The sequence below is a fragment of the Rhodococcus sp. NFXS4 genome (assembly GCF_058139645.1).
The window spans coordinates 3,914,740-3,930,234 of record NZ_CP192221.1 but is presented as its reverse complement, the minus strand read 5'-3'; the positions used below and the strand labels follow the sequence as shown (position 1 = coordinate 3,930,234).

The window sequence follows — 15,495 nt, the reverse complement described above, 5'->3', positions numbered from 1 at the left end:
GGCTGCTAATCGGACGACACATTCGCGCCCGTTGATGGTGGACGGTATGTGCGTTGTCGCCACGGAAACGCGGAAAATGGGTCTCATTGCCTCGGGTCGAGGGGTCTCCGGGCACTTAGCCGACCGGGGCACCATTCGAGTCCCGGCTCAGGGGCTGAGGACCTTTCGTGGATTGGTCGGTCAGCACGCGGGCGCGTGCTCGCTCGGCGGGGACGATCACGGCGAGAACGACGGCGAGCGTGGCAGCGAGGATGACGGTGGCGCCGGCCAGCGCAACTGAGGCGCGTTCGGCGACGGCTGCAGCGCCGATTCTGCCGTCTCCTGCGTGGGCGGAGATGGTGACGAGGATGCCCAGACCGAGCGCCATGCCGAGTTGATGGGCGGTGTTGAGCAGTCCGGACGCGGCGCCGGCATCGGCGGGGGCAACGCCGGCGATGCCGGCGTTCGTCAGCGGCGCGAAGGCAAGGCCCTGGCCGGCCCCGATGAGAAGCATCGGGAGCGCGACGCCCGTGAGGTAGTCGCCCCCGACGGTGATGGTGCTGAGCCATCCCATTCCGAGAAGGGTCAGGGCGACTCCGGCGACGAGCAGCGTCGCGTTCGGGATTCGGGCACCGAGACGGGGGACCGCCAGTGCAACAACGAAGTTGACGATCGTCATGGGAAGGAAGCCGAGCCCGGCCTGAAACGGCGTGAAGCCGAGTCCGTCCTGCAGATACTGAGTAGTGAAGTAGAAGAAACCCATCATCGCACCGAGATGACCCAGCCTGGTGGCGTACGCACCGCTGCGGACACGGCTGGCGAACAGTCGCAACGGCATGATGGGCTGCTCGACACGCGCCTCGTTGACGACGAACCCGGTGATGAGCACAGCGGAGACGATCAAGGGCACGACGACGCGGGAACTGCTCCACCCGTATTCGCCGGACTCGATGATGCCGAACACGGCCGCGCTCACACCCGATGTGACGCTGAGAGCGCCCACGAGGTCGAATCGGCCGCGCTGGCGCGGAGATTCCGTGAGGACGGTGCGCGCAGCGATGATCATCGCCACCGCGATGGGAACGTTGACGAGGAACGCGGCGCGCCAGGAAATCCACTGGGTGAGTGCACCGCCGATCAGCAGACCTGCGCTGGCGCCGATGCCGGCCGTCGCGGAATACCAGGCCACCGCGCGGGCCCGGGCCTTTCCGTCGAAGTAGGCGGTGATCAGCGCGAGCGAGGTCGGTGCGACGATCGCAGCCCCGATGCCCTGGATCGCGCGGCCGGCAATCATCCATGGGCCCGACGGCGCGAATCCGATGAGTAGCGACGCCGTTCCGAAGAGCGCCAGGCCGGCCACGAACAGTCGGCGGCGTCCGACGATGTCGGCGACACGGGAGGCGAGCAGCAGCAGTCCACCGAACACCAGGGTGTACGCGTCCTGCACCCAGGACAGCGCTGTCGGTGACAGATCCAGGTCCGCGCGAATGCTGGGGAGTCCGGTGAAGATGACAGAGTTGTCCAGCAGCACCATGAAGTAGCTGATCAGGACGATCGCGAGGATCGCCGTCGGTGTGGCGGCGGCGACCGGGGATCGGGTCGTTGTGTGGTTCGAGAGCGGCATGACCTCAGTCGACTCTCTCGACGCCGTTCGCGGCAGTGTCCACTGTTCCAGGTACTGACAGGGCCCGGCTCGGGCAACGACCTCCGAGGCCCGCGGGTTCAGGTGCTGCGTCTACTTCCCGACCTTGTCGGACAAGTCGTCGAGGGTGTGGCTCTCCTCGCTCGTGAGCTGAATCGACGACGCAGACATCACTCCCTCGAGTTGATCTACGCGGCTGACACTGGCGATCGGTGCGACGACGCCGGGCCGACCCTGCAACCACGCCAGGGCGATCGTGGCGATGGAAGTGTCGTGAGTGCGCGCGATGTCGTCCAGAGCGGTCACGACATCGAGGGCCGCGTCGCTGAAGTAGCCCTCGGTGAATTGCTCTCTGGGGGTGTTCGCGATGTCTTCCCTGCTCCGGTACTTTCCGGTCAGAAAGCCTGACGCCAACGCGAAGTACGGGAAGACGCCGAGATGGTGGAGTCCGGCGATGTCGCGCAGCTCCGGTTCGTACGAGCGACGGTGCACGAGGTTGTAGTGCGGCTGCAACGCAATCGGCAGATCGAACCCTTCTTCGCGAGCGACGTCGACCCACTCTCGGACGCGCGCGGGCGAGAAGTTGGAGATACCGAGGTAGCGGACTTTGCCGGCCTTGATCAGCTCGTCGAAGGCGGCCAGGGTGTCCGCGAGTGGGGTGTCGTCGTCGGGCCGGTCGCGGTGGGCGTAGTACAGATCGATGTGGTCGGTCTGCAAACGGGCCAACGACGCGTCAGCCGCGGCGCGAATGTTGTCGGGAGCGAGACCGAGGAAGTCCGGGTGCTGACTGACCTTCGTCGCCAGGACGATGTCGTCGCGCCTGCCCCGCGCTGACAACCACGAGCCGATGATGGTCTCGGACTCGCCACCTGAATTGCCCGGTGCGAAAGCAGAATACGAGTCAGCGGTGTCGATCGCATCACCGCCGCCGTCGACGAAGGCATCGAGGATGCGGTGCGATGCGGCTTCGTCAGCGGTCCAACCAAAGGTGTTCGCACCCAGCATCAGTGGAAAGACGTCCAGATCCGAGTCGCCGATTCTTGTCATGCTCATCCCCCGAGTGGAGTAGTAGATGTTTCTTCGATGGTCTTCGTCCCGCAGCCCACGACGGATGGTGACGGTTCACCGACTGTGCCTTTTCTGCGGCGCTGAACGACAGCTGCGACCAGGGCGGCGACGATAGCGGCGCCGACGAACCACGGCGCAATACTCGGTGTGTTCCCGACGAGCGCCCCTGCTGCAATGAGCGCGCCGACCCAGAATGTTGCCGCGCCCGCGTTGAGTACCGCGAACGTGCGGTACGACATACGCGAGCGGGCGGCCATGCGCGGACCAACCGTCCGAGTGCCACCGACCATGTGCGCGAGGACGGTTCCGACGGCGGCATTCGACGTGAAGAGTCGCTGCGCTCGCCGACGCATCGGTTCCACTCGCGTTGTGAGAGAGAGGAAACGCGTCGGTTCGCGATCAGTGGCGCGACGCCGACTCGTCCTGAATCCGTAGTGCGCTCCGAGTGTGGAGGCGAGGACCAGGACGATCATCGAGGGGATCAACGGCAGGCGTCCGCTGCCCACCAGGGCACCGACGAGAAGTACGGTGCTGCTGCCGGGAAGTATCAGGCCGGCGAGCACGCCCGACTCGGCGGTGAGCACGAGCGCAGCGGCGGTGAGCAGCAGAGGTGCGCACACGAGGGCGAGCGCGGACATGCTGCTCGTCAGGGGATCCATCCGAACCCCGTCCTTCCGGACTTCACTGCGTGGTCGCTTCGACACCGGAAAGCGCGAGGACCCCGGACGGCAACCGTGCACCGCTGATGGCGATGCCGGACAACTCGTCGTCGAACTCGCGCCACTCGTTGCTGTCGAGAACAACGTCCTCGGATCCCATGTTGTCGAGCAGATGCGACATACGGGTCGTACTGGGAATCGGAACGACCCAGGGTCTGCGAGCTGTCAACCAGGCCAACGAGATCTGGGCCGGGGTCGCCCCCTTGCGGATTCCCCACTCTTCGAGAAGTTGTATCAGCGGCATGTTGGAAGCGAGGTTGTCCGGGCTGTGGCGCGGAATGGCGGCTCGGAAGTCGCCGGGGCTGAAGCGGGTCCACGGTGTCATCGTCCCCGGGGTGAAACCCGCTCCCAGTGGCGCCCAGCAGACGAAACCGATGCCGAGTTCGTCGCACAGAGGCAGGATGACCTGCTCTGGATCCCTGGCCACCAGGGAGTATTCGTTCTGGATCGCGGTGAGCGGTTGTACGGCATGTGCCCGGCGCACGGTCTCCGGACCAGGCTCCGACATGCCGAAGTGCAACACCTTGCCCTCGGCGATGAGATCGCGCACGGTCCCGGCCACGTCCTCGATGGGAACGGTGGGATCGACACGGTGCTGGTAGAGCAGGTCGATGCGATCGGTGCGCAATCGCTCCAACATGCCGTCCACGACACGACGAATGTGGTCGGGTCGACTGTTGAGTCCTCCGATCTGTCGGCCGGTGTCCGGGTCGATGTCCCACCCGAACTTGGACGCGATGACGACGTCGTCACGGATTGGCGCCAGCGCTTCGCCCACGATTCGCTCCGATTCGAACGGGCCGTATGCCTCGGCGGTGTCGAAGAACGTCACACCGTGATCGGCGGCGCTGCGGACCAGGGTGACCATGTTCGCCCGACTGGACACCGGGCCGTACAGCGCGCCGGTCATGGTTTGGCACCCCAAGCCCACCGTCGATACTTCGAGCGATCCGAGCGTTCGACGACCGGTCACTCGCGTCGCGGTCAGGACGGCGTCGCCGACGTCGGCTGCAGCGGGTCGCGCCGCACTGCTGTCATCGGCGGAGCAACCCGCCATGCCGGCGACTACAGGAGCAGCGGCGAGCCCTGCTGCTCCGATGATGAATCGACGGCGGCTGCGATCGACTGGTGATGAGCTCACGAGTACTCCGATGTCATTGGTCGATTGGTCGTGCTCGGCCGACGCTACGGCGACTATCGGTGTGTCCGGGAGTGACTGTCAGTACCCCTCATCAGGTGAAGACGACCGCATTCTCGTCCAGTGATCTGATGTGGGCTGTGTGACTTCCCCTCGTGTTCACATCATTTCGATGCCCGCCGAAGCAGGTAACAACAGTGCCTCCCGAGCCCCGGACGCCGTCCGTACCGTCGGTGGAGAGGTCGTCGAAAGACCCGGAAGGACTGATCTCCATGAGAAAAGACATGACAACGGTGCTCGTGGTCGGCGCGACCGGAAGCATCGGCAGGCTGGTGGTGGCGGAGGCGCTGCGTGCCGGGTACGAGACCAGAGCGCTGGTGCGGAGAGCGGCTTCCGCGGAGTCGTTCCCGCCGGGAACCCGCGTCGTGGTCGGCGATCTCACGTCTGCGGACGGTGTTCGAGACGCCGTCGCAGGCGTGACCGGTGTCGTGTTCACACACGGGAGCCACGGTGGAGCTCATGAGGCAGAAATCGTCGACTACGGTGCTGTGCGCAATGTCCTGCATGCGGTGGAGTCGCCCGTCCGCATCGCTCTGATGTCGACGGTCGGAGTCACGAAGCGCACGTCCGGTCACGACTGGAAGCGACGCGGTGAACGACTGGTCCGGGCGAGCGGTCTGCCCTACACCGTCGTTCGTCCCGGCTGGTTCGACTACAACGGACCCGCGGAGAACAGGCTGGTGATGGTGCAAGGCGATACCAGGTGGGCGGGAGATCCCACCGACGGTGTCGTCGCACGAGCGGCGATCGCCCACGTGCTCGTCGCGTCACTGACATCCGACTCCGCGAAAAGAAAGACGCTCGAGCTGGTCGCCGAGACCGGTCCGAAGCAGTCGGATCTCGATCCGATCTTCGCAGCCCTGACGGCCGATCCGAAAGATGCCGTGGACGCCGTTCTCGACCGCGACACCATGCCGCTGGCGGACGAACCCCGGACAGTGCGCCGCGAGTTGGATGCCATCGGTAGCAGGTTCGACGACGACAGCCACGAGAGCTAGGACCGGTAAGCCCTCATGAAGGAGAAGACAGTGACGACCTGGTTCATCACGGGAGCATCGAGCGGTCTGGGCGCTGCGCTGGCGCGCGCAGTCCTGGCGAAGGGCGACAACGCGGTCGTCACAGCGCGCGACGTCGACAATCTGAGCGACCTCGAATCCGGATACCCCGAAACCGTGCTCACGGTGTCGTTGGACGTCACCGACCATGATCAGGTCGTCGCGGCGGTGCGGGAAGCGACCGACCGTTTCGGCTCCGTCGACGTGTTGGTGAACAACGCTGGTCACGGGTATCGCGCTGCCGTGGAAGAGGCGTCGCGGGACGAGGTGGACGAGTTGTTCGCGACGAATTTCTTCGGACCTGTGGATCTGATCAAGCAAGTGCTTCCACAGATGCGCTCGCGGCGGTCGGGCACCATCGTCAACGTGTCGTCGATCGGGGCACCCCGCTCCAATCCGGCCTCCGGCTACTACACGGCGACGAAAGCCGCTCTCGAGGGCATGTCCGATGCTCTCAACCGTGAAGTGGCTCCCCTTGGCATCCGCGTCATGGTGATCGAGCCGGGCGCATTTCGCACCGACTTCTCCGGGCGATCACTGCTGCAATCCCGAACGGTGATCGACGACTACGCGGAGACGGCGGGCAAGCGCCGTAAGGAGAACGACCGCACGCACGGTTCGCAACCGGGAGATCCCGACCGAGCTGCCGAGGTCATCATCTCCACGTTGCAGCAGGACACACTGCCGTTCAGGTTGCTGCTCGGCTCGGACGCCGTGAAGATCGTGCGTCAGGAGTACGACGAACGCACGGCGGAGATCGATCGTTGGGCCACACTGAGCGCCACGACCGATTTCGACGACGCATGAGGACCTGGCTGATCACGGGTGCGTCAGGTGGTCTCGGACGCGCGCTCGCCGAACACGTTCTAGCCTCCGGCGAGCAGGTCGTCGCCACGGCGAGGGACGCCTCGACACTGAGCGAACTCGGAGACCGCTATCCGAGCGCCGTCGTGCTCGCATCCCTGGATGTGACGAACCCGTCGTCGATCACAGACGCCATTGCAGCGGGGGAGGAGCGCTTCGGGGCCATCGACGTTCTGGTGAACAACGCCGGCTACGGATACACCGCCGCCGTCGAGGAGGGCGAGGACTCCTCCGTGGAGACGTTGTTCGCGACCAACTTTCACGGTCCTGTCACAGTGATGAAGGCGCTTCTGCCCTCGATGCGTGCGCGCAGGAGTGGTCTGATCATCAACATCTCGTCGATCGGTGCACGCATCACGTTGCCCGGGGGCGGTTACTACTCGGCAGCGAAGGCGGCGCTCGAAGCAGTGTCCGGTTCTCTCGCCAAGGAGGTCGCGCACCTCGGGGTCCGTGTGATGGTGGTGGAGCCCGGATCGATGAAAACCAATTTTCGCGGTTCGTCGAGCGCCCGGTCCGCCGTGCGTATCGACGACTACGACCGTCCGCTCGGCCGAATGGGCGACGCCGCACTTGGGCCGCAGCGCGGTGACCCCGCGAAGGCTGCCGCGGCCATCGCGCGCGCCGCCGAACACTCCGACCCGCCGAAGCTGCTCGTCCTGGGGTCCGACGCACTCGCCGGGTTCCGTCAGGTGGCCGCTGCTGACGCTGAAGACGTCGACCGATTCGAAATCCTCGGCCTCAGCACCGACGCCTCCTGAGCGCGGCCCGCACCGCCGACTTCAAACAAGTTCTGCAGCAACGTCTCTCGGTCGTGTGAGATCGGCGATGTTCTCCGCGACGTGCTCGAACATGGACATCACCTCCGGATCGTGGCCGGCGATGATCGTTGTCTCCGGCTTCGAGTCGAGCTCGCGTAGGCGGTCATAGGACTCGTACATCCCGGCCAGATCCAGGAAGATCTGGAAAGGGCGATCGTGTCGTAACGAATCGTAGAAGTGCAGAGCATCGGATGCGAGAACGATCTCCGCGCTACCGGCATCGACGTGGGTGACGATCTGCCCCGGGGTGTGCCCCGGCATCACGTTCAGAGTGATGCCCGGAAACAGCTCTGCCGGTGAGGATTCGACGATCTGAAGCCGACCGGACTGCTGCAGTTCGACGACTGCGCGCACCTCGTCCCGTTCGACCTGCCAGCCGATGCACGTTCGCTCGCTGTACGGCCCGGTCCAGAAATCCAGCTCGGCCCGTGCGATGGAGAACGTGGCACGGGGAAACAGTCCGATGTTTCCGATGTGGTCGAAGTGCATGTGGGACAACACCACATGGTCGACATCCTCGGGTCCGACCCCGAGTCGAGCAAGTAGCTCCACGGGATCTGTGTCGATCCGTCGATCTCGAGTGTTCGCTGCCTCCGGCGAATACCCGCAGTCCACCAGCACGGTGCGAACGGAGTTGCGGACGAGCCAGAAGTAGTAGGCGGTGTCGAAGTTCCGGTCGGGTTCCCGATAGAGCTCGTAGCGGTAGAACTTCGCGCTCGCCACGGTCGGTCTCGAGGAGTACCGGAGTGCGTACACCTCGTAAGGATCGTTCGTCGTCAACACACTCGCTCTTTCCTGCGTGGTCGATTACCCCGAGCATGGGCCGGCCCGAAGGCCGAATCCGACGCTCTGGACGTGGTCGCGATCACATGCTAACTTCCGTATGTCCGTAATCACAACCAAGTGATCGTAATTACGAACACTGTCTCAGGCGCTCGCCGCTCCGCGTTCGGCTCACCAAGGAGAAGCACACAGACAATGAGACCCACCAAGCAGCGCCGCCGCGCGGCGGTCATTGCCCTCTCACTGAGCTTGGCGCTCGCCGCCTGCGGGAGTGGCGACGAGCCGACCACGGCGGACGGTGTCACCTCACTGCGCGTGAACACATCGGTACCGACCATCACGATCGCCGGTGCGCTCGCCATGGATGCACAGAACCTCGACGCTGCCCATCAGCTCGACGTGCAGTACGACATGGCCGGAGCGTCCAGCACGCTCAGCATCGAGGCAGTCCTGTCGCGCGACGCGGACCTCGCACTGGCCGGCCCCCCGTCGATCCTCGCCGCGATGCGAGAAGGCGCGCCACTGACCATCCTCGGCTCGACCGCGAACAACCTGCAGGTCCTGGTGATCAGGCAGGACGTCATCGACCGCCTGGGCATCACCCCCGACGCCCCGATCGAGGAGAGGATTCGCGCCCTGCGGGGACTGACGATCGGCACCAACCCGTCAGGTTCGACGTATCAGACGCTTCTTCGGAACGAACTGACTCGCTACGGCATGAACCCGGACGACGACGTCGACTTGATCGGCATCCAGGACTCGAACGCCCTGATCACCGGCATCGCCCAGGGGCAGTTCGACGCCGTCGCGACATCCAGCGGCGTCATCGAGCAGGCGATCGTCAACAGCGTTGCAGTGGTGTGGCTCTCGGGACCGCGCGGTGACATCGAGGCCACAGCGGACGTTCCGGTTCTCGCCATGGTGGGGCGGACTGACTGGGTCACCGAGAACGCCGACACCGTGGACAGATTCCGCGACGCCATGGCCGACTCCCTCGACGCACTCGAGACCGATCGCGATGTCCTCGGGCCGCTTCTGAAGGAGAAGTACTTCCCCGCGACAGATCAAGGGGTCTGGGACCTGGCATGGGGAGAGTCGGCGGGCGGTTACCCCGATGCGCCGACCTTCCCCCGGTCCTCCTACGACTTCTGGGTCGACAACGATCCCGAAGGGGTCGAGGCGTACAGCGATGTCGACTACGAGGATGTGACTTACGATGCTGCGCAGGGCTGATCGCGTGACAGGGACAGCTGCCGGCCCCGGTGCGTCGAGGGTGCGTCGGGTGGCTGCAGTCGCACTGGCCGTGGGCCTGACGCTCAGCGCGTGTGGTGGCGAGGAACGGTCGACCGAAGAGGGCGTCACGCCTGTCGACGTGAAGATGTCCGTGGCGACCTTCACCAACGCCAGTGCGTTGGTGATGGAAGCGCAGGATCTGGACGCCGAGCACGGGTTGGACGTCCAGCTCGATCAGGCCGGTGCCTCCAGCACGCTGAGCATCGAGGCGGTGCTCTCACGGGACGCAGACATCGCGCTCGCCGGCCCACCGTCGGCACTCGCGGCGATCCGTGAGGGTGCACCACTTACGATCCTCGGGTCGATCGCCAACAACCAACAGGTGATGGTGATGCGACCCGACGTCGTCGACCGGCTGGGAGTCGCACCCGATGCGCCTGTCGCGGAACGTATGGAGGCTCTGCGGGGTCTGACGATCGGAACCAATCCTTCCGGCTCGACCTACCAGACCCTCCTACGGAACGAGCTGAGCAGATTCGGGCTGAACCCTGACCAGGACGTCACGATGGTCGGTATCCAGGATCCGAACGCGTTGGTCACGGGTCTGGCCCAGGGCCAGTTCGACGTCATCGCGACTGCCAGTGGGCTCGTCGAACAGGCGATAGTGAACAGCGGTGCGGAGGTGTGGCTGTCCGGTCCGCGAGGCGACGTGGAGGCCACCGCCGACGTTCCCGTCCTCGCCATCGTCGCCCGCACCGATTGGGTGGAACAGAACCCCGACACCGCCGACGATTTCCGCGCTGCGATGGGCGATGCTCTCCAGGCGTTGACTACCGACCGAGACGCCCTCGATCCCATTCTCAAGTCCGGATACTTCCCGGCGCTCGATCAAGGGGTGTGGGACCTGGCGTGGGGTGAGTCCGCCGGGGGTTATCCCGACGCGCCGACCTTTCCACGTTCCTCCTACGACTTCTGGGTCGACAACGACCCCGAAGGCGCCGATTCCTACCAAGACGTCAACTACGAGGATGTGACTTATGGCCCTGCTCAAGACTAGGCACGCACCAGCGCCGGATGCTCGGGACGTCGGCGGTACCGACCTGCTGCGGGTGGAGAAGGTGGCAGTGTCGTTCACAGGAGACACGGACGTCCTCTCGGACACGTCACTTCGGGTCGACACCGGAGAATTCGTCACCCTCCTCGGACCCTCCGGTTGCGGCAAGTCGACCTTGCTCAACATGACTGCGGGGACATTGAAGCCGACTCGTGGAGAGATCTTCTTCGGCGGGCAGAAGATCACCAGCGTCAATCGCCAGGTCGGCTACGTGACGCAGGAGGACACCATGCTTCCGTGGCTTTCTCTGGCTGCCAACATCGGTCTCCCCCTGAAGATGCGCAAGGTCGCCAAGAGCGAGATCAAGGATCGTGTGGACGAGCTCCTGGCGAACTTCGGCCTCGACCATGCCGGTCATCGGTACCCGGCTCAACTGTCGGGCGGAATGAAGAAGCGCGGACTGCTCGCGCGCGCCATGATCTACAAGCCCAGGCTGCTGTTGATGGACGAACCGTTCGCAGCGCTCGACGCGCAGATGCGGGCTCAGCTGCAGACGGATCTGCGAGCAGCGGTGCGCGACACCGGCGTTGCGGTCCTGTTCGTCACCCACGATCTCGAAGAGGCGGCATTGCTGTCCGAACGGGTGGTCGTCATCGGCGGCTCGCCGGGACACATCATCGACGACATTCCGATCGAGCTGGGGCCCGACCGAGACCCCGAGACCCTGCGCTTCGACGAAGGATTCCGAGAAATCGGTCAGGTGCTGCATCGGTCACTTCAGAAAGCGCGAGGAATCACGCCATGAGTATGAACATCGACGAAGTCGTCACCCCGGACCGGGACGACGCGGTCGCCGCAGTGGCCAAGGCGCGTCAGCTGGGCAAGAAGAATCGACAACGGAAGTCGTGGATCCAGACGTCGTCTCGGCTGGGCGCTGTGGTCGCGTTCCTGCTGCTGTGGTCTCTCGTCGCCGGCACCGTCGTCGACACCTTCTACCTTCCCGAACCGACCGAGGTCGCGGGCGAGATCCGGGATTGGATCGTCGACGGCAGTCTCTGGACCAACATCATGGCGACCATGATGCCGGCCGCGCAGGGCTTCCTCATCGGCGGTATCAGCGCTCTGGTGCTGGGTTACCTCTTTGCGATGTCGAAGACCGTCTCGATGGTTCTCGAACCGTTCGTCGCGGCTGCGTACGGAATTCCCGTGGTCGCCCTGGTTCCGCTACTCATCCTCTGGCTCGGCATCGGCAGGTCGCTCGCGGTCGGTGTGTCGGCGATTGTCGTCTTCTTCCTAATCTTCTACAACGTGTACTTCGGCATCAAGGACGTCAAGCAGGAATTCATCGACCAGGTCCGTATCGCGGGCGCATCTCAGTGGGACCTCGTGATGCGTGTGCGCATCCCGTCCGCGTTGGTGTGGGTCGTGGCCAGTCTCAAACTGGCGGTGCCGCATGCACTGGTCGGCGTGGTGGTGGCCGAATTCCTGACGGGCAGTGAGGGACTCGGATACATGCTGTCGTCGAACGCTGCGCAATTCAACGCCGCCGGCACCTTCGCGTCCGTCGTCGTGCTCGCCGCGATCAGTTTCGCCCTCGACCGCATCGTCTTCATGATCTCGCGCCGCGCTCTCATGTGGAAAGAAGCAGCCGAGCACTGACGTCGGCCCGATCGGCACGACCACCTCGTCTCGGCGCAGTCCGCGCACCCACCAGGAAAGAAGCACACATGACACAGATCAGCCAGGTCCGCCGGATCGTGATCCTGTCCGCCGCGGTGTGTCTGGCGGCAGCAGGATGTGGGGAGAGCAGTGAACAGTCGTCGCCCGACGGCACGACACAGATCAACGTCTCCACATCCGTACCCTCCATCACGACCGCGGGGGCACTCGCGATGGATGCGCAGGACATCGGCGCCGAGCACGGCCTCGACATCCAGTTCGACATGGCCGGTGCATCGAGCACGCTGAGTGTCGAAGCAGTGCTCGCCGGGGACGCCGATCTCGCGCTGGCGGGGCCTGCCTCGATTCTGGCGGCCATGCGCGAGGGAGCCCCCCTCACCATTCTGGGCTCCACGTCGAACAATCTGCAGGTCATGCTGATGCGACCGGATGTCGTCGAACGCCTCGGTGTCACGCCCGATGCTCCTGTCGAGGAGCGCATGCAAGCGTTGCGAGGGTTGACCATCGGCACCAATCCGGTGGGATCGACGTATCAGATTCTTCTGCGGCAGGAACTGTCGAGCTTCGGACTCGACCCGGACGACGACGTGAACCTCATCGGGGTTCAGGACGCCAACGCTCTGGTCACCGGAATCGGTCAGGATCAGTTCGACGCCATCGCCACCTCGAGCGGCATCGTCGAGCAGGCCACCGTGAACAGCGGGGCCGAGGTCTGGTTGTCCGGCCCGCGCGGCGACGTCGAGGCCACGGCGGACTTGCCCGTCGTCGTCATGGTCGGCCGCACCGACTGGGTCGAGGAGAACACCGACACCGTCGACAAGTTCCGGGACGCCATGGACCAATCGCTGGAGTCGCTGAGAACCGACCGCGACACCCTCGGTCCGCTTCTGCAACAGAACTATTTCTCTGCGATGGACCCGGGGGTATGGGACCTCGTCTGGGCCGAGTCGGCCGGCGGGGTACCCGAATCGACCATCTTCCCCCGGTCGTCGTACGACTTCTGGGTGGAGAACGACCCCGAAGGAGTGCAGGCGTACGACGACGTCGCGTACGAGGACGTCGTGTACGGCGCCGCACAGGGGTGACCACCGACTCAGCAGACATCGAGCGCGCCTCCCGACGCGGTGCGCCCGCAATCACGAAAGGTAGACACAAGAAGTTGAGTACATCGATCACGAAGCCGACATTCGTTCTGGTCCACGGAGGTCGCCACGGCGGTTGGTCCTGGAAACGCGTCGCCGACGGCCTCAGGGCCCGAGGGCACGAGGTGCACACGCCGACACTCACCGGACTCGGCGACCGCGCGCATCTGGCAACACCGGAGGTCGGACTCGACACCCACGTTCAGGACTTGGTCGCGCTCTTCGAATACGAGGACCTCTCCGACGTCGTATTGGTCATGCACAGTTACGGCGGCATGGTCGGGTCGGGAGCAATGGAGAAGATCGGCGCCCGTGTGAAGTCCGTCGTCTTTCTCGATGCCGTCATGCCCAGGTCGGGGGAGTCGGTCCTCGATCTGCAACCTGCCGGTAGAGAGGAACGCATCCGCGGAACTGTGGAGAGGGAGGGCGACGGCTGGCTCGTCCCGGCATCGGATGCCTCGTACTGGGGGATCACCGATCCCGACGACCTCGCCTGGGTCAACCCGCGAATCACGGCGCAACCGTTCAAGACCTACACCGACAAGCTCGGACAGGTCACGCGGATATGGGAGACACCGACGGTGTTCATTCTCTGCCAGAACGCCGCAGGGGAAGCGCACATCGATGCGACGCGGCCCCTCGAACGCAGCCGGGCGGAGGACCCGCACTTCGAGCTGTGGACCCTGGTGGCGAGCCACGACTCGATGGTCACGCACACCGAGCCGGTCACACGGATGCTGGTCGAAGCGGCCGATCGCACTGTCAGTGCCGTTGCTCGGTGACCGGTACGACGACACCGGACTCCGGCGGATACCGGATGGTCGATCACCTGACCGGTGAGCGATGCGACGACCTTCCAGCATCCGTCGTCGAGCATACGAAGATGCTCGTCCTCGACCAACTCGGATGTGCCTACGTCGGTGCGGAGTTGCCCTCGGGCCGCTTGGCGCTGCGCTATGCCGAGTCCCTCGGTTCCTCCCGCGAGTCGAGCATCGTGCGCTCGAAACACACGATGTCAGCGGTGTCCGCCGCCTACGTCAACGGCACCGCCGGGCATGCCGCTGAACTCGATTGCGCGCACGCGACTTTCGACTATCGGGCCACCGGGCACCCGGCGACGGTCATCGTTCCCGCAGCCGTCGCGGTGGCCGAACGCCAGAGCGCGTCCGGTGCGCGTCTCGTCAGCGCGGTCGCGGCCGGTTTCGAGGCCGGCGCCCGGTCGATCTCGACTGTCGGGGGTCTGTCGTGGATGCGGTCCCGACACGGCCTGTACGGCGGATGCCTGCACTCCATCGGCGCGGCGGTCGCGTCCGCGAAACTGCTCGGCCTCGGAACCGACTCCACCATGCACGCGGTGGCTCTCGCGGTGGGGCAGGCCGTCAGTCCGACCGCGTTCTTCGGCGAACGCCGGCACATCAGCAAGTCCATCACCAAGGGTGGTCAGCCCGCGACCGCCGGTGTCGCAGGGGCGCTGCAAGCCGCTGCCGGACTGGAAGGGATCGACGACATCTTCGGGTCACCCGGGGGGATAATCGATACATGGGGTGAACCCGGGCGGGAATCCCGGCTCACCGACGGGCTCGGTGACGACTATGCGGTACTCGGCGCGAACTTCAAGTTCTACGCGGCCGGCTATCCCATCCACTCCGCGGTCGAAGCTGCGCTTGGGCTGATTCGCGACAGCGCACTGGTCGCGGACGACGTGACCTCTGTGTGTGTCGGCATGCCTGCGTTCGCCGCCAGTGTGGTCGATTCTCGGAACATGCCGACCATCTGCATGCAGGACATGCTGTCCGTCGCGATCGTGGCCGGTCGGCTCGGCTTCGCCGAAGCGCACTCGGCTGCCTTGCTCGAGGACCCGCGAGTGGCTCGGCTCCGTGATCTGGTGACAGTCGTCGTCGACGACCAACTCGAACGCGATCAGCCGCACGGAAGAGGCGCGCGGGTGACCCTGCGTACCCGCTCCATCGAGGTGTCGCGTCTCGTCGAGCACCCTCGCGGCCACAGGTTCCGCGAGCAGAACATCACGTGGGATCTGTTGCGGGACAAATGGGAACCGATGCTCGAACCCCGTATGGGAGCCCGAGCGTTCGATGAACTGGTGTCGACGGCGCGGGCCCTCGAGGACGTGGACGACGTTCGAAGCCTCACCGGCATCATGGGCGAGTAACAACCGATATACAGCTGTCACAGCAGGGCTTCTCGCGCAGTGGGGCCGGTCGGAACGTCGCGTTCCGATCGGCCCCATTGTGCTGTGTCG

15 protein-coding genes are annotated in these 15,495 nt (G+C 64.9%); 10 read left to right on the top strand and 5 right to left on the bottom strand.

The genetic code is table 11. The features are described from left to right. Positions 1-115 precede the first annotated feature (115 nt). The 4 genes from J4E04_RS18585 to J4E04_RS18570 all read right to left on the bottom strand — a co-directional run bounded on the left by J4E04_RS18585 (position 116) and on the right by J4E04_RS18570 (position 4,549). Positions 116-1,603 (bottom strand): MFS transporter, encoded by a 1,488-nt coding sequence (locus J4E04_RS18585; RefSeq protein WP_490149272.1) that lies wholly within the window; start codon positions 1,601-1,603, stop codon positions 116-118. 111 nt (positions 1,604-1,714) lie between these two features. Further along, entirely contained in the window at positions 1,715-2,668 is a 954-nt protein-coding gene (locus J4E04_RS18580; RefSeq protein WP_490150575.1) for an aldo/keto reductase, read from the bottom strand. Between the two features lie 2 nt (positions 2,669-2,670). After that, the gene (locus tag J4E04_RS18575) at positions 2,671-3,348 is read right to left on the bottom strand and encodes a DedA family protein (RefSeq protein ID WP_490149271.1); all 678 of its coding nucleotides are present in this window, start codon (positions 3,346-3,348) and stop codon (positions 2,671-2,673) included. Between the two features lie 22 nt (positions 3,349-3,370). Further along, a complete protein-coding gene (locus tag J4E04_RS18570; protein WP_490149270.1) occupies positions 3,371-4,549 on the bottom strand; it encodes an aldo/keto reductase in 1,179 nt (392 codons plus the stop codon). A 269-nt stretch (positions 4,550-4,818) separates the two neighbouring features. Here J4E04_RS18570 and J4E04_RS18565 point away from each other — a divergent pair, with 269 nt between their 5' ends. Genes J4E04_RS18565 through J4E04_RS18555 form a run of 3 tightly spaced genes read left to right on the top strand, consistent with a single transcriptional unit; the run spans position 4,819 to position 7,283 of the window. After that, the gene (locus tag J4E04_RS18565; RefSeq protein ID WP_490149269.1) at positions 4,819-5,604 is read left to right on the top strand and encodes an SDR family oxidoreductase; all 786 of its coding nucleotides are present in this window, start codon (positions 4,819-4,821) and stop codon (positions 5,602-5,604) included. A 30-nt stretch (positions 5,605-5,634) separates the two neighbouring features. Next, positions 5,635-6,468 (top strand): oxidoreductase, encoded by an 834-nt coding sequence (locus tag J4E04_RS18560; protein ID WP_490149268.1) that lies wholly within the window; start codon positions 5,635-5,637, stop codon positions 6,466-6,468. Then, on the top strand, positions 6,465-7,283 hold the full coding sequence (locus J4E04_RS18555) for an oxidoreductase (protein ID WP_490149267.1): 819 nt from the start codon (positions 6,465-6,467) through the stop codon (positions 7,281-7,283). Before J4E04_RS18560 ends, J4E04_RS18555 begins: the two co-directional genes overlap by 4 nt. A 21-nt stretch (positions 7,284-7,304) precedes the next feature. Here J4E04_RS18555 and J4E04_RS18550 read toward each other — a convergent pair whose 3' ends face one another. Further along, on the bottom strand, positions 7,305-8,126 hold the full coding sequence (locus tag J4E04_RS18550) for an N-acyl homoserine lactonase family protein (protein WP_490149266.1): 822 nt from the start codon (positions 8,124-8,126) through the stop codon (positions 7,305-7,307). A 195-nt stretch (positions 8,127-8,321) separates the two neighbouring features. Between J4E04_RS18550 and J4E04_RS18545 the strand changes: the two genes are divergently transcribed. The 7 genes from J4E04_RS18545 (at position 8,322) to J4E04_RS18515 (ending at position 15,405) form a co-directional block, all read left to right on the top strand. Next, on the top strand, positions 8,322-9,359 hold the full coding sequence (locus J4E04_RS18545) for an ABC transporter substrate-binding protein (protein ID WP_490149265.1): 1,038 nt from the start codon (positions 8,322-8,324) through the stop codon (positions 9,357-9,359). 49 nt (positions 9,360-9,408) lie between these two features. Further along, positions 9,409-10,416, top strand: coding sequence for an ABC transporter substrate-binding protein (locus J4E04_RS18540; protein ID WP_490149264.1), 1,008 nt, complete (start codon positions 9,409-9,411; stop codon positions 10,414-10,416). Then, positions 10,397-11,218 (top strand): ABC transporter ATP-binding protein, encoded by an 822-nt coding sequence (locus J4E04_RS18535; protein WP_490149263.1) that lies wholly within the window; start codon positions 10,397-10,399, stop codon positions 11,216-11,218. The genes J4E04_RS18540 and J4E04_RS18535 overlap by 20 nt, the downstream gene beginning before the upstream one ends. Further along, entirely contained in the window at positions 11,215-12,072 is an 858-nt protein-coding gene (locus J4E04_RS18530; protein WP_490149262.1) for an ABC transporter permease, read from the top strand. The genes J4E04_RS18535 and J4E04_RS18530 overlap by 4 nt, the downstream gene beginning before the upstream one ends. 68 nt (positions 12,073-12,140) lie before the next feature. Then, positions 12,141-13,178 carry an ABC transporter substrate-binding protein gene (locus tag J4E04_RS18525; RefSeq protein ID WP_490149261.1) on the top strand — a complete coding sequence of 346 codons (1,038 nt, stop codon included), beginning with the start codon at positions 12,141-12,143 and terminating at the stop codon, positions 13,176-13,178. Positions 13,179-13,252: 74 nt separating this feature from the next. After that, a complete protein-coding gene (locus tag J4E04_RS18520; protein WP_490149260.1) occupies positions 13,253-14,017 on the top strand; it encodes an alpha/beta fold hydrolase in 765 nt (254 codons plus the stop codon). Beyond that, positions 14,014-15,405, top strand: a complete 1,392-nt coding sequence (locus J4E04_RS18515; RefSeq protein WP_490149259.1) for an MmgE/PrpD family protein — start codon at positions 14,014-14,016, stop codon at positions 15,403-15,405. Before J4E04_RS18520 ends, J4E04_RS18515 begins: the two co-directional genes overlap by 4 nt. Positions 15,406-15,495 lie beyond the last annotated feature (90 nt).

Bases quoted from the DNA above. Each gene is read 5' to 3' on its own strand.
- J4E04_RS18545 (WP_490149265.1), top strand. From the start codon at position 8,322: ATGAGACCCACCAAGCAGCGCCGCCGCGCGGCGGTCATTGCCCTCTCA.
- J4E04_RS18525 (WP_490149261.1), top strand. From the start codon at position 12,141: ATGACACAGATCAGCCAGGTCCGCCGGATCGTGATCCTGTCCGCCGCG.
- J4E04_RS18575 (WP_490149271.1), bottom strand. From the start codon at position 3,348: ATGGATCCCCTGACGAGCAGCATGTCCGCGCTCGCCCTCGTGTGCGCA.
- J4E04_RS18555 (WP_490149267.1), top strand. From the start codon at position 6,465: ATGAGGACCTGGCTGATCACGGGTGCGTCAGGTGGTCTCGGACGCGCG.
- J4E04_RS18530 (WP_490149262.1), top strand. From the start codon at position 11,215: ATGAGTATGAACATCGACGAAGTCGTCACCCCGGACCGGGACGACGCG.
- J4E04_RS18585 (WP_490149272.1), bottom strand. From the start codon at position 1,603: ATGCCGCTCTCGAACCACACAACGACCCGATCCCCGGTCGCCGCCGCC.
- J4E04_RS18565 (WP_490149269.1), top strand. From the start codon at position 4,819: ATGAGAAAAGACATGACAACGGTGCTCGTGGTCGGCGCGACCGGAAGC.
- J4E04_RS18580 (WP_490150575.1), bottom strand. From the start codon at position 2,668: ATGACAAGAATCGGCGACTCGGATCTGGACGTCTTTCCACTGATGCTG.
- J4E04_RS18535 (WP_490149263.1), top strand. From the start codon at position 10,397: ATGGCCCTGCTCAAGACTAGGCACGCACCAGCGCCGGATGCTCGGGAC.